The organism is Bartonella sp. AP9QHHD (assembly GCF_042195625.1).
GTDB lineage: Bacteria > Pseudomonadota > Alphaproteobacteria > Rhizobiales > Rhizobiaceae > Bartonella.
Map to the genome: position 1 here is coordinate 35,390 of NZ_JBHIOP010000025.1, position 19,226 is coordinate 54,615.

Consider the following 19,226-nt stretch of genomic DNA (forward strand, 5'->3'; position numbering starts at 1 on the left):
GTTTTTTGAAGTTAGACTGTTTTTGAAAAAGGAACAAGAAATAATCCACTATATAATTTATTATTTGGGTCTGTATTTTCATACCACTCTGCTGCAAATAAATTTTCAACTTTTACATGTTTTTTTTTCAGTTCTGCATGAAGCCACTTTTTTGTTTTACCAATCTCTTTCAGCCCCTTATCAAGAATTTCACCATTTTGTATTAAAATGATAGACTTCTTTCCTTCTTCCTTTTTAATAACGGAACAATCGCCATTGGTTTCTAAACGAACGAAAGCAGCTTCATGTAAACTACAGCCTTTAATGCGCAACATTGTAATCAGATCATTCACACTGATACCTAATTTTTTAATCTTATCCACTTGAAATACTCCATCTAAAACCAATGCAATATGTCGTCCTGCAATAAGACGACGAAAAAAAACTGAATAGCGCATCAGAAAATTAAGAGATGTGACTAAAGTCTGCCAAATAAATAAGACAATCAACAATTGAATACTGCTAACATCCGGACTATAAATAACGCCTCCAATAATACTTCCCATGACAAAATTACTTACCAAATCAACTGGCGTCATTTGACTAAGACTACCACGACCTGTGGTTCTTAAAATCAAGAGGAAAGCGATAAGTCCTACAACTAGTTTTAGTGCAACATACCCATAATGATATAAAAATTCCATCATATTCTCCTTTTTTATGGAGCTGCTGGAATAGAGACATTAGTGTCGCTTTAGTGTCGCTTTATTTCCCACACAGTTATGCGCTCACCACTCTGCGGATCCTTACTGTCTTTTAAAAGAACCCCCTTGGCTGCAAGCTCATCACGAATTGTATCCGCAGCTTCCCACTCTTTATTATGGATAAGTCTTAGTCTTTCGGCAATGCGCTGATCAATAAATTTTGTATCAAGGAAAGTTTTTCTCGTAAATAATGGGCAATCTATTTCTTTAATCCATTCTTGTCTTAACAGTCCTAATAAATTCATCCCATTCAGAAGAGCCAAAGCATTTCCTTCTTTATAAAATTTTCGCAAAAGAGTCAGTGCTTTTGGAGTATTAAGATCATCACTAAGTGCATCTATCAAAGTATCATCAATTGCTTCATTGTTTTTCATCTCACTCTTTTTGCTGCGAAGCCATTCATACCAACGATACAGTTCGCTGCTCGATTGTATTAAACGCTGTGCTGTCCAATTTAATGGTTCACGATAATGCGTTTGCAACATCGAAAAACGCGCAGACAAACCAGCCCAATTTTGCTTCATTTCATCGGTTAAAATACCATTAAACTCCCCCAAATTATTCTCTAAAACAGAACGAATAGTTATGAAATTGCCAAAGCTTTTCGACATCTTTTTGCCTTCAACTTGTAAAAAACCATTATGCATCCAAAAATTAGCCATTCGCTCCGTCCCAAAAGCTGAACAACTTTGTGCAATCTCATTTTCATGATGAGGAAAAATTAAATCAATTCCACCACCATGGATATCAAAAACATTGGCGGTCGGATCATCACAGGTTAAACCACCGCCATAGGGCGCTAATAACTTTGCCATTGACATTGCAGAACATTCAATATGCCAACCTGGACGACCTAAAACAGGAATTCCGCCCGGTGATTTCCAACCTGGTTCTCCTTCCACAGAAGGCTTCCACAAAACAAAATCCATCTCTTCCCTTTTATAAGCAGCAACATCGATACGCGCCCCCGCCCTCATTTCATCTAAAGAACGATTTGCAAATGCCCCATAATGGGGAGGATTTTTTATGCTACTTACAGAAAATAATATATGATTTTCGGCTTCATAAGCGTGCCCCTTTTCAAGCAACCTTTCAATTAAAGAGCGCATCTCCTCTAAATGCTCAGTGGCGCGTGGCTGACTGGTTGGCAACAGACAACCAAGTGCTATGGTATCTTGTTGAAACTGAGAATATGTACGTTCTGTTAAGTGACGAATAGCCTCATTCAATGATACGTTTGGATATTCGCTAGCTGCTCGTGCATTAATTTTATCATCGACATCTGTGATATTACGTGCATATAGAACATGCTCATTGCCATAAACATGACGCAATAAGCGAAATAAAATATCAAAAACAATAACAGGACGTGCATTTCCTATATGCGCATAATCATAAATTGTCGGTCCACAAACATAAAGACGTACTCTTGTCGCATCTATTGGTGTAAATTTTTCTTTTTTACGTGTTAGCGTATTATAAAATCGCAACTCTTTCATTTATTAACTCCATGGACGATATTATGCACCGATCCTTTTAGATGTATCTTATCTCAAATCATTGTATTACGCGGTTTAAGCTAAAAACTTGTATCTTTTATAGTAAATTCTTCTTACCATTTTCCCATTGTATTTACGGCTGTATTCATCGTTTATCATAAAAACAATCTATTTTATTTGATTGGACAAAAGCGTTCTATCATTAGAGATGCTTTCTCTCCTTAAAAAAATGAGCTTAGAAAAAAATCTATAGGCAATACAATATAAATCTATGTGAAAAATAGATAGCTTGCAGGCAGAAAATCTTAAATTTTTAACCACACAAAGCTTCGTCAGTATTTTCAATATTCCACAATGGGTTCCTTACTGCCTCTTACGCCCTATATTTTATAATCAATAATTGAGAATAATGTAGCAATTAACTTTATTTTTTTACACCGTTCTCATGACAAAATTATTTTATCTTTACAGAGTTTTATTCAAAGAAAGCAATAAAAATAATGCGGTATAGATTGATGAACATCATTATTTTAATATTTCTTGTCATTTCAATGCCAACCTTTGCACAACAATCTCCACCTTATGAAAAAAAATTACTCCGACTAGCAGAAATTTTGGGATCATTGCATTCTCTCCAAAATCTTTGCGAGCCTCCAACAAACCAATGGTATGACTATATGAATGCACTGATTGAAGCAGAACGCCCCATTCCACAAAGACGTGCTTATTTTTATGAAGCGTTTAATGAAGCGTATCGTGCTTTCTCAGAAAATTATCATCATTGTACACAAGCAGCCATTGAAGCCAACCAAAGATACATTGAGGAAGGAAGAATTTTATCTGAAAACCTCCTCATGCATTATAAATAATTAATCTATACAAAAAGTAGCTCTCTCAATCTTAGCGATATCAATGATACTCCTTTCACAAATGCGGGGAGCAATAAACCAGCTCTGAAAATAGAGAGACGTTTAAAGAATAATGTCTCGATACGCTTTTATTCATATGCGCCTTTTTCCCCATACAAAACTGTTCTTTGGCTTCCTCCCCACACTTTAACGGACAAAGATTTTTAACTAAATTTGCTCTGTAAATAATCTAGGTTCTTGTTGAACAAGGTTTCTCTTGGCTTCTAACACATGTAATTTGCTGCATAGTTTCTACAAACAAGCCTAAGAATATTCACCACGCATTAAAAAAACACTTATGTATCAAAGAGGCTGACATACCCTATATCACCACTCTAAAGGATGGTATTTTACGGCATACTTATAATTTTAATCTGTTTACACCAAAGTTTCCATAAATTTAACAGGCTCTCCTTGTGAAGGTGTGACAATTTCACCTTCCCACATAACGCGCATACCACGGATAATAGTCCCAACAGGCCAACCTTTAACTTTTTGACCATCATAAGGTGTCCAACCGGCGCGAGAACCAATTAAGCTATTCGTAATAATTTCCTCTCGCTTAAGATCAACAATGGTTAAATCAGCATCAAACCCAACAGCAATGCGCCCTTTACAACTTATACCAAAAATACGACTAGGGCCATGTGAAGTGAGATCAACAAAACGTTCAAGAGATATTTTTCCTGCATTCACATGTGTCAACATAATTGCTGCTGTTGTTTGCACGCCTGTCATACCTGAAGGTGAAGAGGGATAAGGTTGAAGTTTTTCTTCAAGAGTATGAGGCGCATGATCTGAACCTAAGACATCAATAATTCCTTGTTGAACACCGTACCAAAGAGCGTCACGGTGGCGCGGCTCACGAATAGGCGGATTCATCTGAATTAATGTACCAAACTTCTTATAATCATCAGCCGTGAGCGTCAAATGATGTTGTGTCACTTCAATTGTTGCAACATCCTTATGTTTTTTTAGAAAATCAATTTCTTCTTCTGTCGAAAGATGTAACACATGAATCCGAGCCTTCGTCTCATGAGCAATTTTTACCAAACGCTGCGTACATTTTAATGCCGCAACTTCATCACGCCAAATCGGATGTGACGATGCATCCCCTTCAATACGCAATATTTTACGCTCTTTGAGCCTCGCCTCATCTTCAGAATGAAAAGCCGCACGACGGCGTGTATTCTTCAAAATAAGGCGTACACTTTCATCATCATCAACCAAAAGATCACCGGTAGAGGACCCCATAAAGACTTTAATTCCAGCCGCACCAGGAAGTCTTTCTAATTCAGATAGTTCATGAGCATTTTCACGCGTTCCTCCAACCCAAAATGCAAAATCACAATGCATTCGATGAAATGCGCGTTGAACCTTATCGCTTAATGTTTCTTCTGATGTTGTCAATGGATTGGTATTAGGCATTTCAAAAACTGCCGTAACACCCCCTAACACAGCAGAATACGAGCCACTTTCCAAATCCTCCTTATATTCATTTCCTGGCTCACGAAAATGCACTTGGCTATCAATAATTCCTGGTAAAATATGAAGCCCCGTACAATCAATGACCTCACTAGCCGATGCACATGTAAGGTCGCCTATTTCAGCAATACGACCATTTGTAATACCAATATCACGCTTGCTTCTTCCATCATGATTCACAAGTGTTGCACCTTTAAAAATTGTATCAAATGTTTTAAACATAACCACGCTCCTTACATATTGCTCACTTATCGATTATGTAACTTTGAGCAGAAAGGCAAGAACCATGATTGAAAAACAAAATGCCATTTGCTTAAAAAACCGCGGACTTATTCAAATTACAGGCGAAGAAGCAACAGATTTTCTACAATCCCTGATCACGACAGATGTAAAAAAAATCAGTCCACAGGAACTTTTCCCTGGAGCCCTTTTATCCCCACAAGGAAAGGTTCTTGCTGATTTTCTTATCGGAAAAAAAGAAGATGGTTACCTGATTGATATCAGGATGCCTTTAGCTGATACGCTCCATAAGCGTCTGTTGCTCTATAAGCTGCGCAAAAAAGTAGAAATTACACAACCATTCCAAGAGCTTGTTACAGTTTCTTTGAATAATGAATCAGATGCTTTAAATTTTGATTCAAGTTTTGTTGATAAACGCTTCCCACAAAAAGAAAAAATAATACGAATCTATGGCAAAAAACCTTTTTTAACTTCAGAATATCATGACACATGGAATCAATTGCGTATCCGTTATGCAATTGCGGAAAGTGATCAAGACTATGAAATTGGCAAAGTCTTTCCTCATGATATTAATTACGATCAAATCAATGGACTTGCATTCAATAAAGGATGTTATATTGGACAAGAAATTGTTTCACGAATGCACCACCGCCGTGCAGCACGTCGCCGTATTTTTATTGTAAAAGGCCAGTGTAAATTAACCCCTCAATCTAGCATTGAAGCAGGAACAAAAGTGCTTGGCTACTTGGGAACATGTGTAGAAAATGAGGCTCTTGCTTTAATGCGTATTGACCACGTCAAAGATGCTATGGATCATAACATCCCCTTTACTGTAAAAAACATTCCTGTCACTATAAGCATTGCTGAAAATATGAATTTTACCTTTCCTGAAAATACTATAGAAAACACTCATGGCTAAAGCTGAATTATTAAAAAATGGAGAAGCCCGCGCTTGGCAAAGAATGCTCTCTGGAAGGCGACTTGATCTTCTCAACCCTTCTCCTTTTGATGTTGAAATTGAAGATATTGCCCATGGACTTGCTCGCGTAGCACGTTGGAACGGTCAAACACGAGGAGAGCATGCCTATTCTGTTGCACAACATTCACTTTTGGTTGAACAAATATTTCAAAAACTTTTTCCACAATCGGGAAGCAACGAATGTCTTTATGCCCTTCTTCATGATGCTCCAGAATATGTCATCGGCGATATGATTTCCCCTTTTAAAGCTGTTATAGGAAAACAATATGAACGCGTTGAAAAGCGCATCCAAGATGCTATCCACATGCGCTTTTCTCTTCCCGTTGATCTTTCTCAAAAACTTTTAAAAAAAATTAAACAAGCCGACCGTATCGCTGCCTATTATGAAGCGATTACGCTTGCTGGATTTAATACAGAAGAAGCCCTTCACTATTTTGGCTCTCCCAATAATATTTTACCCGATGATCTGAATTTATCCCCCTATTCTACCCAACACATTGAAAACGCATTTTTAACGCGCTTTAATGACTTGGATGTCCAAAGATTATAGCCCCTTCGCATTGTTGATTCCTTGTCATTACAGAATCATCACACTGACTTATAATAATAATTCATTGTTTTTTCATTTTGAATGAGAGCTCCTAATATCGTAAGCTTCACTCATTTCAAATCTGTTTATATTGAATCAATCAAAATCATTCTCTTGCACACCACAAGCGGGTCTGGCGTGTGGGTAAAATTTTTTAAAGAAAGAGTTAAAATGCTTCTTATGAACCATCTCAAGTGCTAAGCGCTGTCGCAGCATTGAAAATTGGCAAAGTGTGTGATGATGCCGGCTTGCTCTCTTATGAAGCGTAAAGACGGGAGTACTCTATAAATTTTATACACTTCATAAGGGACTTACCACTATACTATTCACGAACGCCGTCGCGAAATAGGTTGGGTACCTTAAGAAAGCTTTCTTTAAAAAAGCATGTGAATTAGCGACCCAATGGCGTTCTGTTTTGCATGAGAGGCGTGACTTCATTAAAGAAATGGAAAAAATCACAGTTCAAATTGCATACAAAATATATTAAAAATGCACATTCATTATCAAAATAACAAATGTTCTCTTGTCAAACCTTTCATCTTAAACTGAAGTTTATTTTAGTTTATAAACTTCATTATCCGCTGGGAAAGCACGAGATGTGACATCCTCTGCATAATTCTTTATTGCAGTTTCCATGGCTTGTTCAAGGTCTCCATAACGGCGTACAAATTTTGGCACATGAGAACCATAGCCCAACATATCTTCCATAACCAATACTTGCCCATCACATTGATTGGACGCCCCTATACCGATCGTAGGGATAGAAAGCTTATCTGTCAGTTTCACCGCTAAAGGTTCAACCATTGCTTCTAAAACAACAGCAAAAGCACCTGCCTCTTCAATCGCTGCTCCATCTGCTTCAATTCTTTGCCAATCATTCTCCTTGCGTCCTTGTGTTTTAAAACCACCAAAACGATTCATTGCTTGGGGTGTAAGACCGATATGCCCCATCACTGGAATGCCACGTTTACACAAAAAATCTACTGTTTCGGCTATATAAACGCCCCCTTCAAGCTTAACTGCACCACACCCCGTTTGTGCAAGAATGCGCGATGCATTTAAAAAAGCTTGCTCTGGACTTTCCTCATAAGAACCAAAAGGCATATCAATAACAACAAGAGCTTTTTGAGATCCACGCACCACGGCTTTCCCGTGTGAAATCATCATATCTAAATTAACAGGAAGCGTTGTCTCAAACCCATACACAACCATCCCAACGCTATCACCAACCAAAAGGATATCGCAATATGGATCAGCAATCCGCGCAGTATAAGCTTGATAAGCTGTTAAAGAAACAATTGGCTGTTGTCCCTTTCGTGCACGTATTTCGGAAGATGTTATACGCTTTACGGTTTTATGTACACTCATTTTCCACCCTTCTCTTGCAATATATATTGATCAATCAGCCTTATCTCACCAAAGCGGACAGTAAGAAGTAAAACTGCTGGTTTATTCAATGTTCCTTTAACCACGCATAAAGTTTCCATATCCCGTAAATCTATCGCTTCAATGATTGCACGCGTTTCTTGTTGTAAAATATCACGAACAGTTTTGCATAATTTATCAACCGACCGTTCACCTTCATGATAAAGCTTTTCAGCAGCTTTTCCACTTTCAGGAATAATTTTGGCAGCTTTACGATCTTCTAATGTTAAAAGCTGATTGCGTGAAGAACACGCTACACCATCTGACTCCCGTAGAATAGGAACTCCAACGATTTCAATAGGAAAAGCCAAATCTTCAACCATACGCCGAATAATTAAAATTTGTTGAAAATCTTTTTCCCCAAAAAAAGCCTTATCTGGTTGGACAATGTTAAAAAGTTTAGCAACAACGCTTGTTACACCACAAAAATGCCCCGGACGTAATTTTCCCATCAAAATACGTGATAATTTTTTCACTTGTACAATTGTATCATTCCCCAGTGGCCACATTTCATCGACAGAAGGAGCAAAAACACATTCAACACCTGCTTCTTTTAACAAAGCACAATCGCCCTTCAAATCTCTTGGATATTGAGAAAAATCTTCATGAGGTCCAAATTGCTTTGGATTGACAAAAATAGAAACCACTACGCGATCACACATTGCTCTTGCATACTGTACTAATGCAAGATGTCCATCATGCAATGCCCCCATTGTTGGAACAAAACCAATCGAAAAACCTAAACGTCGTTCCTCTGAAGTATATTGGCGGACTTCAGCAATTGTCTTTAAAATTCTCATTTTCCCATTCAATTATCATCAGATCAACCAATTAATGCCTGTACACCAAATTGACGCTCAAACAATTGTATCAAATTCATGCGCACTGACGGCTGCTTTATATCTCGTGGCTCCCAGACATGACGCATAAGAAAAAAACCCGTCAGTATAAAACCATTTATTATGTCACTAAAATCAGCAGGACGAGTCGTTCTTTGTACAAGAAACTGTGGTAGAATGAGAAGCTTTTTTTTCCAAGGTTCCCCTGCTTCTTCACAGACAGCCCGTCCAGATTTTGGTGATACGTAATGAAGCCTTTCCTGACGACCTGTTGCAGCACAACAAGATAAATCAAGACCAAAACCAAGTTCTTCAAGAAGCCGCATTTCAAAACGTACAAGCAATTCTGCATTTACAAATGGTTCATCAAAATTCTGCATAAAAAGGTGTAAAATATCATATAAAATGGGGTGCGGATCACGTTCGGGAAGAAGCCGCAAATGAAAAGCTATCAATTGCAAAGCATAAAGTGCTTCTGGTAGACAGATTAATCGTGCCGCATGTAAATCAAGAGCTTCAAGCCGAAAAAGTCCCAAATGTTCGTCTAAACGAGCCCACCATTCAGCCTCCACAAAATTTCCAGGTTGAAGAAGAGCTGCCATGCGACGCGAGCGCCCCCCTTTTACCACTCCCATATAACGACCATGTTCACGTGTCATAATCTCAAGAATAACACTTGTTTCACCATATTGGCGTGTACCAAGTATAACGGCTTGTTCTTTCCACTTCATTTTACTTTAATTATTTTTAAAAATCTTATTTTAAAAAATCCAATCCCATTTCACGATAACGTTCTGGATCGGTATCCCAATTATCGCGCACTTTCACAAAGAGAAAAAGATGCACCTTTTGATCCATAATTTCCATGAGTTCTTTACGTGCTGCTTGACCAATCGCTTTAATTGTATCTCCTTTTGCTCCTAAGACAATTTTTTTCTGACTCTCACGCTCGACATAAATAACTTGATTAATTTTAACGGAACCATCTGAACGCTCTTCCCAGTTTTCTGTTTCAACCGTTGAGGAATAAGGAAGTTCATCATGAAGACGAAGAAAAAGTTTTTCACGCGTAATTTCAGCAGCAAGATGACGCATAGGCATATCAGAAATTTGATCTTCCGGATAATACCATGGCCCTTCCTGCATCATGTTACTCAACGCATGAAGTAAATCCTTGCAACCAGAACCGTTTAGAGCAGAAATCATAAATGTTTGCGCAAACTTTACACGTTCATTTATTTTAGTGGTTAACGCTAGAAGAGATGATTTAACAACTGTATCAACCTTATTAAGAACAAGAACTTTTTCTTGTTTCATATTGTTTACAATATCTAACATCATATCAACTTCATCCGAAAGACCACTTTGAGCGTCAATTAAAACGAGTAGAACATCAGCGCTCTTAGCCCCTCCCCAAGCAGCAGAGACCATGGCTCGTTCTAAGCGCTTATGGGGACGAAAAACACCCGGTGTATCAACCAACACAATTTGCACATCATCATGAATGACAATACCGCGGATTAAAGTTCGTGTTGTTTGTACCTTATGTGTTACAATTGAAACCTTTGTTCCAACCAATTGATTAACCAATGTCGATTTACCGGCATTAGGCATCCCAATAAGCACAACAAACCCAGAACGCTTTTTCATAACGTCACTCATGATCATTTTTTCCTACTGTTTTCCATACACCCTCTCGTCGCAAAATTTTTTCAGCTGCAATTCTTTCAGCATATCTTTTGGAGCTTCCCTGCCCAATCTCTGAAGCAAACCCAGAAATACTGACCTCTACCATAAAAACAGGATCGTGATCTGGACCTGAACGTTTTATAACCTGATAATGTGGTTGTGCATTGCCTTGGATATGCGCCCATTCCTGTAATTCTGTCTTGGCATCACGTCGACCAGCATCCATTTTCTTTGCCCGACTTTGCCAATATTTTTGAATAAAAGGGCGAACGCTTTCCAATCCTCCATCGAGATATATTACGGCAATCAAAGCTTCCACGACATCTGCATGCATGTTGATAAGTCGACGCCCCTCAAAATTTTTCATCTCAAAACCAACACGGATCATATCAGGAAGTCTCATTTCACGCGCAATATCAGCACATGTCTGTGCATTGACCAGATGATTTAAACGGACTGATAATTCACCTTCACTTGCCTGAGGAAAAAGTTGATACAGCATCTCTGCAATCAAAAGCCCTAAAACCCGATCCCCTAGAAACTCTAGTCGTTCATAATTCCCCTGTTCCGAATCTTGTACACTCGAGTGTGTTAATGCCTTCTTTAACCTCTCTTCATCTTTAAAACGATGCCCCGTCAGCTTGAAAAGCTGATCAATCATGAGACGTTTCATCGTTGTTTCCTTGCTTGATAAGCGGCAAATCATGAACCGTATTTATGAAAGAAAACAAACGTTTCCAACGCACATCAAATGGCCAGCGCCAAATCTGCCAAGCACTTGAACCATTACTGATAGAAAAGAAAATCACGCTCGCGCGACCAATAAGATTTTCTTCTGGAACATAGCCTACATCTAAACGACTATCATCTGAATTGTCGCGGTTATCTCCCATCATAAAGTAATGTCCTTGAGGAACTTCAAAGACTTCTGTATCATCAACTTTCGGGATGAAAGCTAAATCAAGTGTATCATAACTGACACCGTTAGGCATTGTCTCGCGATAAACCTCAACAGGATAGTTAACCTCTGTTATATCAGAATTATCAATCTCCCCCATAAAGTGACGTGAAACAGCCTCATCATTAATATAAAGGACACTTTGACGGACTTGTATACGATCACCTGGTAGCCCAACAACGCGTTTTATATAATCAATCTTCGGATTACTTGGTAAGCGAAAAACGACCACATCTCCACGTTGAGGTTGAGATGCCCAAATCCGTCCAGAAAAAAGAGGAGGAGAAAAGGGGATGGAAAAACGAGAATACCCATATGCATACTTAGAAACAAACAGATAATCTCCCACCAACAAAGTAGGACGCATTGAACCGGAAGGAATACTAAACGGCTGGAAAAAAAGTGTCCGAATAAACGCTGCTAAAAGCAAAGCCTGTATTAAAACAGAAATAAATTCACGAAGCCCACCTTTTTTTTCTTTTTTATGCACTTTATCTTTTTGGATCATCACCAACTGCCTTCTCATCACAGATATAATTTTTTTCATCATAATATTCAAATAACAAAAGCACAATCTCTCATGCCATCTATCCACGTGGAAGTGCTTCGATAATAATAAATGCCTGTGCCCAAGGAAAATCATCTGTTATACTAAGATGAATAACTGCATCATGATGAGGAGGTAATAACTTTTGAAGTTGTATTTGCGCACGATTTGTTAATTGCATTATTGGTTTACCAGACGGCAAATTAACTACCCCCATGTCTTTCCAATTGATACCACAAGCGATTCCCGTTCCTAAGGCTTTAGCACATGCTTCTTTAGCAGCAAATCTTTTTGCATAAGAAGAGGAGCTTTTTTTGAGATTTTCAGATCTATTTCTTTCAATATCCGTAAAAATACGTTCAATAAAACGCTCACCATAACGAACCAACATTTTCTCAATACGTCGTATATCAACCAGATCATTTCCAAGACCAATAATCATAAGATATTACCCGATCTTTCTTAAATTTATTTCTGTTTTAATACAGGCGATGAGCGCTTCTTTAAACGCCTTTTTTTATAATCTTTTGATATCGCTTTTGTTTAAAACGAACCGTTGCTCTGTAAACACCTATATAAGATAAACCACCAAAAACAATACCTAAAAGAGTTCCCCCTAAAATCATAGGACTCATAATTGTGTCCCATGCGCCTTTAAAGAGGAGAGAGAGATTTGACAATGTCAAACCATTAAATAGAGCACGAATTTGCGAAAGAGAAATCTCTTTGACATCGCTAAAAAGTGATAAACAAAAATACCCTACTTTATAATCAGCCATGACAATCAATAAAAATGTGAGTGGATTAGAAAAAATTGTCCCAATGATTGCGGCAGCAAAGTTTGCACGCAAAAGCCAAGAAAAAAATATTGCCAAAATAATATGCAGCCCAAAGAAAGGGGAACAAGCTAAAAAAACGCCAACAGCAACCCCTAATGCTACTTCATGCGGTGTTGCTGATATACGCAAAATACGTTTATGTATGTAGCAAAATGAGCGAGAAAATGAACGACGTGGCCATAACCAAAGTCGAATACGCGTTACAAAATCTATTGGTTCTCGACGACGAAAAAGCATATGACTCTCAATATACATCTTTTGATGATGAAATAATCTATATCATCCAAATTAATCTTTTTAAGCTTTTGCACAAAAAAAATATAACGACAATTAAATATTTCGACTGCCTGGTTTAATCGCGGGAAGAACAGAAAGCTCTGCAGGAAGTGCATCACTAGCATAAGAGGTTATCTCGTATTCAGCAAGCGCAATCAATGGAACTCCAACATTGACCTTACCACCAGAACGATCAAGGATACATGCACTAGCCAATACCTCTGCTCCTGCTGCAACAAGCGCTTCAACAGTCTCACGAATGGAAAGACCCGTTGTTACAATATCTTCAACAATAACAACCCGTGCACCCTTCTTGATTTCAAAACGACGCAATTCAAAGATGCCATTTACACGCTCTACCCAAAGAGAAGGAACACCAAGGTGACGTGAAGTTTCATAGGAAGGAATAAGACCGCCAATTGCGGGACCAACAACATAGTCAATTTTTCCCTCGATAGATTTTTTGATTTTTTCAGCCAATCCACGACATAACTTTTCCGTCAAGTCAGCATGCATGAATACTTTCGCTTTTTGCATATAAGTCGCACTATGGCGCCCCGATGTTAAAATAAAATGCCCTTCTAGAATAGCATCTGCTTGTTTAAAAATATCAATGACATCTTGTGTCTTCATTGCAAAATCTTTCTTTTTATCCATGAACCCGCCGTACTGTACTTACTGAACCTGCCTTTTTTAACTGAGAAAAAATACGATTCAAATGTTTTAAATCCCACACTTCCAAATCAATCATAATTTCTGTAAAATCTGGTGCTGTACGGATAAAAGATAAATTTTGGATATTGGCATCGTTAGCAGAAATTATTTGTGTAATTTCAGCCAGAGAACCAGGACTATTTACAACTAAAATATTCATCCGTGCAGGAAAACGTTCATTCATTTGGGCATCAATATCCCAGCGGACATCAATCCATCGTTCTGGCTGATCATCATATGCCATCAAAGCTGAAGACTGTATTGGATAAATAACAATCCCAGCTCCTGGCTGCATAATACCAACAATCCGATCTCCAGGTACTGCTCCTTCCGGTGAAAAACGTACGGGTATATCTCCACGGGTTCCTCTAATAGGCAAGGCTTTAGATTGATGATTCTCGACCATTGCATTCTTTTCATTTTCTGGAACTTTAAAAATCATACCTTGAGCATTTTCAATATTAAACCAACCTTCTTCCCCAGGCTTAAAAGATGACTTTTGTACCACACGGTGATCTTGATAATCAGGATAAACCGCTTTAATCACATCAGCGGAAAACAGCTCTCCACGCCCAACAGCAGCCAATACATCCTCTACATCTTTACGTGCTAAACGTGGCAAAACTTTCTTCAAAAGGTCTTTTGAAAATTGCTTTCCCATATATTCAAATGAACGCTCGAGAATACGATATCCTAAACCCGAATATTGTTTACGTACCGCTGCACGACTTGCTCGTCGAATAGCTGAACGTGCTTTACCCGTGACAACAAGAAATTCCCATGCTGCTGGCGGAATTTGAGCGTGTGAGCGAATAATATCAACCTCATCACCATTTTTTAATTTGGTCATTAAAGGCATAATACGACCATTGATTTTTACACCAACACAAGAATCACCGATGTCTGTATGGACGGCATAAGCAAAATCAATAGGCGTAGCTCCTTTAGGAAAAGCAATTAATCGACCTTTCGGCGTAAAACAAAAAACTTGGTCTTGAAAAAGCTCAAGTTTTGTATGTTCTAAAAACTCTTCTGGATTATCTCCATCAGACAAAGATTGTATCGTTTGACGCAACCATGCATAGGCATTCGTTTCACTTGATAACTTCACAGTCGAATAATTGGAACCGTGCTCTTTATATATGGAATGAGCAGCAACCCCATATTCAGCAACTTCATCCATAGCAGCCGTTCTAATTTGCAACTCAACACGTTGTCTTGAAGGACCAACAATTGTTGTATGAATAGAACGATAATCATTTTGCTTTGGTATAGAGATATAATCTTTAAAACGACCAGGAACCATTGGCCATGTCGTATGAATGACACCAAGAGCACGATAACAATCATTCACGGACTCAACAATCACACGAAATCCAAAAATATCCGATAATTGTTCAAAAGATAATGCTTTACTTTCCATTTTGCGAAAAACTGAATAAGATTTTTTCTGACGGCTTTTAACATCTGCTTTAATGCCATGCTCGAAAAAAAGTTTTGTCAATTCATTTTCAATTGTGGAAAGCAAATCACGGTTGTGTTTCAATAATTCAGAAAGTCGATTGGTAATCGTACGATAACCTTCTGGATTTAAATAAAAGAAAGAGAGATCCTCTAATTCCTCACGCATATCCTGCATACCCATACGACCTGCAAGTGGCGCATAGATATCCATCGTCTCCTCAGCAATTCGCCGACGTTTATCATCACGCATAACACCAAGGGTACGCATATTATGAAGACGATCAGCAAGTTTGACTAAAAGAACACGAACATCATCAGAAATAGCAATAAGAAGTTTACGAAGATTTTCTGCTTGTACGGCTTTCTTTGATACAAGATCAAGCTTATTAAGCTTTGTAAGCCCTTCAACCAACTTCCCAATTTCAGAACCAAAAAGCTGATCAATTTCTGCTCGTGTAGCGCTTGTATCTTCAATTGTATCATGCAAAAGAGCAACAGCAATCGTTGCCTCGTCCAACCGCATATCTGTCAAAATAGCAGCAACTTCTAAAGGATGAGAAAAATAAAGATCACCTGACGCACGCTTTTGATGTGCATGCTTTTTCATTGCATAATCATAGGCCCTGTTTAAAAGAGCCTCATCTACGTCAGACTTGTAACGTTGAACACGTCCAACAAGCTCACACTGACGCATCATACGAGCATATCCTTTATCTTTTCACACCTCTAATCTTTATTGAACATGTCCTATCAATAAAAGACAAGAAAAATAATTGCTCCTTACATGACAAGGTATCTTTACTCCTGTAACATAAATTGCTGCAATTAATAATCGTCACTTTTTTCTGGAACAACCAAACCTTCAATACCCGCTAAAAGCTCTTCTTCTGACATATGATCAAATGAAGTACCTTCTTCTTGCGACGACGTATTAAAAACACTTTCAGCTTCACCTGAATGGGTAATAAATTCACTTGCCATTTCTGGCTCATCTACTTCCACATGCTTTTGCAACGAATGAATAAGGTCTTCCTTTAAATCAGCAGGCGACAATGTTTCTTCTGCTATTTCACGCAAAGCAACAACTGGATTTTTATCATTATCACGATCAACCGTAATCTGCGCTCCTTGTGAAATCTGACGCGCCCGATGACCTGCTAAAAGTACCAATTCAAAGCGGTTGTCAACTTTATCAATACAATCTTCTACCGTTACGCGGGCCATTTATGCCTCTTTCTCAAATAAAAAAATTTAATAGCGGATAGAGGAGTATATACAATAATCAAAATAAAATACAAGAAAAACAACACAAACTTTTATATTTTTTGATTAAAGAACTTATTTAAAAAAATTCTTGGAAAATTTATAAAAATGTATAACCTATTCATGCTTGTTATCAAAATTTCTTTTAAAAGCATTCCAATAGATTGACTTCAAACAAAGGGAGGTCTTTCTTGACAAAATACTTGTCTGGAGTCCTTATCCTTTTAAAAGGAATACCTGCTGTTTAAACCCTTTGCAATAACAGCAGCCTTATACATACTTTTTATGATAATATCTTTATCTAAAGAGAAAACTTTTTTCTTTGAACATCATGTGTATCGCACTCTTATTCATCGAATAAATTACTGAAAGATAATCTCTCTTTACACAATAATGAGCAATAAGTTTATATTAAACTTTCTTCTAAAAAAGTTTATTTATATTCATTATAGATTGTTTATCAAAACATAACCCGTCATATACGCTATATAAAGACTCAAAAAAATAGAAAAACGATTGATGCCTAACACCATGAATAGCCAATTAACATCACTTTACCCAGAACCACCCCAAAATTGCAATTTATGTCCTAGGCTTCATCAATTTATCGCTGGCTGGCGTGTAAAAGAACCAAGTTGGTATAACGCACCGGTGCGCCCATTCTTTCCTTATAAAGGGCCAGATACAACACGCCTTCTTATTGTTGGGCTTGCTCCTGGATTACGCGGAGCAAATCGAACTGGACGTCCATTTACTGGTGATTATGCTGGGCACTTACTTTATTCAACTTTAAAAAAGTTTGGTTTTGCCCAAGGAACCTTTGAAGAAAGAGCAGACGATACTCTTGAACTTATTGATGCAGCAATTGTTAACTCTGTTCGTTGCGTTCCACCAGAAAATAAACCCACCGGTGCAGAAATTAACACGTGCCGCTATTTCTTTTCACCTCTTTTAACAAATCTTCCCAAACTTAAAGCCGTTATTACCTTAGGCACCATTGCGCACCATTCAACGATACGTGCCCTTAATGCAAAAGTTTTATCTCACCCTTTTGGACACGGTGAAATCAATAACATCGGCAGATTACGCATCTTTTCGAGCTATCACTGTTCTCGTTATAATACAAATACTGGGCGCTTGACAGACGCCATGTTTCACCAAATCTTTCAAGCAGCAAAAACATACTTAGATCAATGCTAAAACTGTTTTAAAAAGTGCTATGAATAAAGAATATCTAGATCGCATCCATCATCCATATCTTTTTAAAAGTCTTGCTTTTTCACGTCCCCAATCACGCTTTTTTTCCGTTTCGCGCTTATCATGAAGCTTTTTCCCCCGCGCTAGAGCGATCTCCAACTTAACGCGCCCTCGTTCATTAAAATAAAGTTTGAGAGGAACAAGTGTCATTCCTTCACGAGACGTTGCATTAAAAAAACGTGCCATCTCACGTTTTGAAAGTAATAATTTGCGCAAACGTCGTGGTTCATGATTAAAACGATTAGCCTGCGTATATTCAGGAATATAGCTGTTTACTAACCATAATTCCCCATTCTCAAAACTCGCATAGCTTTCAGCAATATTGGCATGATTAGAACGTAAGGACTTCACTTCCGCTCCCTGAAGGACAAGACCAGCCTCGAGATTATTAAGGATTTCAAAATTAAAACGTGCTTTACGATTGTCAGCAATTATTTTCCGTACGGGCGCGTTCTTTTTTTTATTCATGGCTTTGTCAATATCATTTTATGCTTTTAAAAGACCAGCATGACTGAGGGCTGCATCAATAATCTTCTTTGTTCTTTCTGTTAATGGAACAATAGGAGAACGCACAGTATCACCACAAAATCCTAATTTTGCAGCAGCATATTTAATACCTGCTGGACTAGGTTCAATAAACACAGCACGATTAAGAGGCATCAAGCGATCATTTAATTCTCGTGCTGTTTTATAATCACCACGAAAACAAGCGGCTTGAAGTTCAGCACAAAGCTTTGGAGCAACATTAGAAGAAACTGAAATACACCCCATACCTCCATGTGCATTAAAACCTAACGCCGTACAATCATCACCGGAAAGCTGCACAAAATCTTTTCCACACTTTTCACCTTGTTCACTAACGCGCTCAATTCTGCTCGTTGCATCCTTAACACCAATGATATTGTTAAAATCTTGATAAAGGTCTTTCATCGTTTCTACAGCCATATCGATAATAGAACGACCAGGAATATTATAAATTATAATCGGAATAGAAACAGCTTTGGCAATGGAAGAAAAATGCTTGTATAAACCAGATTGATTTGGTCTATTATAATAGGGAGTGACAACCAAAACTGCATCTGCACCAGCTTTTTGCGCGTATTGTGCAAGCTCTACAGCCTCGCTTGTGCTATTTGATCCCGCTCCAGCAACAACAGGAACACGCTTTGCAACCTGCTCAACACACAATTCTATAATCCGCTTATGTTCTTCATGACTTAACGTTGCTGATTCACCTGTTGTCCCAACAGGGCTTACTCCGTTAATCCCTTGTGTGATCTGCCATTCAACAAAATCACAAAACGCCTTCTCATCAATCGCGCCCTTGTTATCAAACGGTGTGATAAGCGCAGTTATAGCTCCCTTGAGCATGATAAACTCCCTATAATGTTTGCTTTTATTTTTTTATAATCGCCTTTTATAAATTTTAAATAGAACATAATCTTGCTCTATCATTGAAGCAAGATGAATTTCAAAAAAAGCCCCCATAAGATGAAAATGTCCCTCCTTAAA

General features: G+C 38.1%; 20 protein-coding genes. 4 read left to right on the forward strand and 16 right to left on the reverse strand.

Annotated elements, in window-relative coordinates:
- Positions 1-11 precede the first annotated feature (11 nt).
- Both ACFIK4_RS01490 and cysS read right to left on the reverse strand, forming a co-directional pair.
- A complete protein-coding gene (locus ACFIK4_RS01490) occupies positions 12-683 on the reverse strand; it encodes a DUF421 domain-containing protein (RefSeq protein ID WP_375674724.1) in 672 nt (223 codons plus the stop codon).
- Positions 684-733: 50 nt separating this feature from the next.
- Positions 734-2,242, reverse strand: a complete 1,509-nt coding sequence (cysS, locus tag ACFIK4_RS01495) for a cysteine--tRNA ligase (RefSeq protein ID WP_375611222.1) — start codon at positions 2,240-2,242, stop codon at positions 734-736.
- 500 nt (positions 2,243-2,742) lie between these two features.
- On the opposite strand from cysS, the gene ACFIK4_RS01500 reads away from it, so the two are divergent.
- Positions 2,743-3,111, forward strand: coding sequence for a TIGR02301 family protein (locus tag ACFIK4_RS01500; RefSeq protein ID WP_375612942.1), 369 nt, complete (start codon positions 2,743-2,745; stop codon positions 3,109-3,111).
- Between the two features lie 417 nt (positions 3,112-3,528).
- Here ACFIK4_RS01500 and ACFIK4_RS01505 read toward each other — a convergent pair whose 3' ends face one another.
- Positions 3,529-4,857 (reverse strand): dihydroorotase, encoded by a 1,329-nt coding sequence (locus tag ACFIK4_RS01505; RefSeq protein WP_375612943.1) that lies wholly within the window; start codon positions 4,855-4,857, stop codon positions 3,529-3,531.
- A gap of 64 nt (positions 4,858-4,921) precedes the next feature.
- Between ACFIK4_RS01505 and ACFIK4_RS01510 the strand changes: the two genes are divergently transcribed.
- Entirely contained in the window at positions 4,922-5,794 is an 873-nt protein-coding gene (locus tag ACFIK4_RS01510; protein ID WP_375629274.1) for a YgfZ/GcvT domain-containing protein, read from the forward strand.
- The gene (locus tag ACFIK4_RS01515) at positions 5,787-6,404 is read left to right on the forward strand and encodes a YfbR-like 5'-deoxynucleotidase (protein ID WP_375610152.1); all 618 of its coding nucleotides are present in this window, start codon (positions 5,787-5,789) and stop codon (positions 6,402-6,404) included. Before ACFIK4_RS01510 ends, ACFIK4_RS01515 begins: the two co-directional genes overlap by 8 nt.
- Before the next feature lie 591 nt (positions 6,405-6,995).
- Here ACFIK4_RS01515 and panB read toward each other — a convergent pair.
- The 11 genes from panB to rpoZ all read right to left on the reverse strand — a co-directional run bounded on the left by panB (position 6,996) and on the right by rpoZ (position 16,418).
- On the reverse strand, positions 6,996-7,811 hold the full coding sequence (gene panB / locus ACFIK4_RS01520) for a 3-methyl-2-oxobutanoate hydroxymethyltransferase (protein WP_375612945.1): 816 nt from the start codon (positions 7,809-7,811) through the stop codon (positions 6,996-6,998).
- Positions 7,808-8,668 carry a pantoate--beta-alanine ligase gene (panC, locus tag ACFIK4_RS01525; protein ID WP_375612946.1) on the reverse strand — a complete coding sequence of 287 codons (861 nt, stop codon included), beginning with the start codon at positions 8,666-8,668 and terminating at the stop codon, positions 7,808-7,810. Before panC ends, panB begins: the two co-directional genes overlap by 4 nt.
- Positions 8,669-8,691: 23 nt before the next feature.
- On the reverse strand, positions 8,692-9,438 hold the full coding sequence (gene recO, locus ACFIK4_RS01530) for a DNA repair protein RecO (protein ID WP_375631707.1): 747 nt from the start codon (positions 9,436-9,438) through the stop codon (positions 8,692-8,694).
- 25 nt (positions 9,439-9,463) lie between these two features.
- Positions 9,464-10,369 carry a GTPase Era gene (gene era, locus ACFIK4_RS01535; RefSeq protein ID WP_375612948.1) on the reverse strand — a complete coding sequence of 302 codons (906 nt, stop codon included), beginning with the start codon at positions 10,367-10,369 and terminating at the stop codon, positions 9,464-9,466.
- Complete coding sequence (rnc, locus tag ACFIK4_RS01540; protein WP_375674696.1) at positions 10,362-11,069, reverse strand: ribonuclease III; 708 nt, start codon at positions 11,067-11,069, stop codon at positions 10,362-10,364. Before rnc ends, era begins: the two co-directional genes overlap by 8 nt.
- A complete protein-coding gene (gene lepB / locus ACFIK4_RS01545; RefSeq protein WP_375611213.1) occupies positions 11,050-11,862 on the reverse strand; it encodes a signal peptidase I in 813 nt (270 codons plus the stop codon). Before lepB ends, rnc begins: the two co-directional genes overlap by 20 nt.
- A 79-nt stretch (positions 11,863-11,941) precedes the next feature.
- Positions 11,942-12,343 carry a holo-ACP synthase gene (gene acpS / locus ACFIK4_RS01550; RefSeq protein WP_375629295.1) on the reverse strand — a complete coding sequence of 134 codons (402 nt, stop codon included), beginning with the start codon at positions 12,341-12,343 and terminating at the stop codon, positions 11,942-11,944.
- Between the two features lie 61 nt (positions 12,344-12,404).
- Positions 12,405-12,977: a DUF2062 domain-containing protein gene (locus ACFIK4_RS01555; RefSeq protein WP_375674699.1), complete on the reverse strand. Its 573-nt coding sequence runs from the start codon at positions 12,975-12,977 to the stop codon at positions 12,405-12,407.
- 93 nt (positions 12,978-13,070) lie between these two features.
- A complete protein-coding gene (gene pyrE, locus ACFIK4_RS01560) occupies positions 13,071-13,649 on the reverse strand; it encodes an orotate phosphoribosyltransferase (protein ID WP_375613047.1) in 579 nt (192 codons plus the stop codon).
- Positions 13,650-13,665: 16 nt separating this feature from the next.
- Positions 13,666-15,891, reverse strand: a complete 2,226-nt coding sequence (locus ACFIK4_RS01565; protein WP_375654947.1) for a RelA/SpoT family protein — start codon at positions 15,889-15,891, stop codon at positions 13,666-13,668.
- A gap of 128 nt (positions 15,892-16,019) precedes the next feature.
- Positions 16,020-16,418, reverse strand: coding sequence for a DNA-directed RNA polymerase subunit omega (gene rpoZ, locus ACFIK4_RS01570; protein ID WP_273791104.1), 399 nt, complete (start codon positions 16,416-16,418; stop codon positions 16,020-16,022).
- A gap of 570 nt (positions 16,419-16,988) precedes the next feature.
- Here rpoZ and ACFIK4_RS01575 point away from each other — a divergent pair.
- A complete protein-coding gene (locus ACFIK4_RS01575; protein WP_375638131.1) occupies positions 16,989-17,657 on the forward strand; it encodes a uracil-DNA glycosylase in 669 nt (222 codons plus the stop codon).
- A 48-nt stretch (positions 17,658-17,705) separates the two neighbouring features.
- Here the strand turns inward: ACFIK4_RS01575 and smpB are convergent, their stop codons facing one another.
- Both smpB and dapA read right to left on the reverse strand, forming a co-directional pair.
- Complete coding sequence (gene smpB / locus ACFIK4_RS01580; RefSeq protein WP_012231306.1) at positions 17,706-18,182, reverse strand: SsrA-binding protein SmpB; 477 nt, start codon at positions 18,180-18,182, stop codon at positions 17,706-17,708.
- 18 nt (positions 18,183-18,200) lie between these two features.
- The gene (gene dapA / locus ACFIK4_RS01585) at positions 18,201-19,085 is read right to left on the reverse strand and encodes a 4-hydroxy-tetrahydrodipicolinate synthase (RefSeq protein ID WP_375612952.1); all 885 of its coding nucleotides are present in this window, start codon (positions 19,083-19,085) and stop codon (positions 18,201-18,203) included.
- Positions 19,086-19,226 lie beyond the last annotated feature (141 nt).

Coding starts and splice junctions, on each gene's coding strand:
- acpS (WP_375629295.1), bottom strand. CDS start 12,343: ATGATTATTGGTCTTGGAAATGATCTGGTTGATATACGACGTATTGAG.
- rpoZ (WP_273791104.1), bottom strand. CDS start 16,418: ATGGCCCGCGTAACGGTAGAAGATTGTATTGATAAAGTTGACAACCGC.
- rnc (WP_375674696.1), bottom strand. CDS start 11,069: ATGAAACGTCTCATGATTGATCAGCTTTTCAAGCTGACGGGGCATCGT.
- ACFIK4_RS01500 (WP_375612942.1), top strand. CDS start 2,743: ATGCGGTATAGATTGATGAACATCATTATTTTAATATTTCTTGTCATT.
- panC (WP_375612946.1), bottom strand. CDS start 8,668: ATGAGAATTTTAAAGACAATTGCTGAAGTCCGCCAATATACTTCAGAG.
- recO (WP_375631707.1), bottom strand. CDS start 9,438: ATGAAGTGGAAAGAACAAGCCGTTATACTTGGTACACGCCAATATGGT.
- era (WP_375612948.1), bottom strand. CDS start 10,369: ATGAGTGACGTTATGAAAAAGCGTTCTGGGTTTGTTGTGCTTATTGGG.
- ACFIK4_RS01575 (WP_375638131.1), top strand. CDS start 16,989: ATGAATAGCCAATTAACATCACTTTACCCAGAACCACCCCAAAATTGC.
- pyrE (WP_375613047.1), bottom strand. CDS start 13,649: ATGAAGACACAAGATGTCATTGATATTTTTAAACAAGCAGATGCTATT.
- panB (WP_375612945.1), bottom strand. CDS start 7,811: ATGAGTGTACATAAAACCGTAAAGCGTATAACATCTTCCGAAATACGT.
- ACFIK4_RS01490 (WP_375674724.1), bottom strand. CDS start 683: ATGGAATTTTTATATCATTATGGGTATGTTGCACTAAAACTAGTTGTA.
- ACFIK4_RS01510 (WP_375629274.1), top strand. CDS start 4,922: ATGATTGAAAAACAAAATGCCATTTGCTTAAAAAACCGCGGACTTATT.
- lepB (WP_375611213.1), bottom strand. CDS start 11,862: ATGATCCAAAAAGATAAAGTGCATAAAAAAGAAAAAAAAGGTGGGCTT.
- ACFIK4_RS01515 (WP_375610152.1), top strand. CDS start 5,787: ATGGCTAAAGCTGAATTATTAAAAAATGGAGAAGCCCGCGCTTGGCAA.
- dapA (WP_375612952.1), bottom strand. CDS start 19,085: ATGCTCAAGGGAGCTATAACTGCGCTTATCACACCGTTTGATAACAAG.
- smpB (WP_012231306.1), bottom strand. CDS start 18,182: ATGAATAAAAAAAAGAACGCGCCCGTACGGAAAATAATTGCTGACAAT.
- ACFIK4_RS01565 (WP_375654947.1), bottom strand. CDS start 15,891: ATGATGCGTCAGTGTGAGCTTGTTGGACGTGTTCAACGTTACAAGTCT.
- cysS (WP_375611222.1), bottom strand. CDS start 2,242: ATGAAAGAGTTGCGATTTTATAATACGCTAACACGTAAAAAAGAAAAA.
- ACFIK4_RS01555 (WP_375674699.1), bottom strand. CDS start 12,977: ATGCTTTTTCGTCGTCGAGAACCAATAGATTTTGTAACGCGTATTCGA.
- ACFIK4_RS01505 (WP_375612943.1), bottom strand. CDS start 4,857: ATGTTTAAAACATTTGATACAATTTTTAAAGGTGCAACACTTGTGAAT.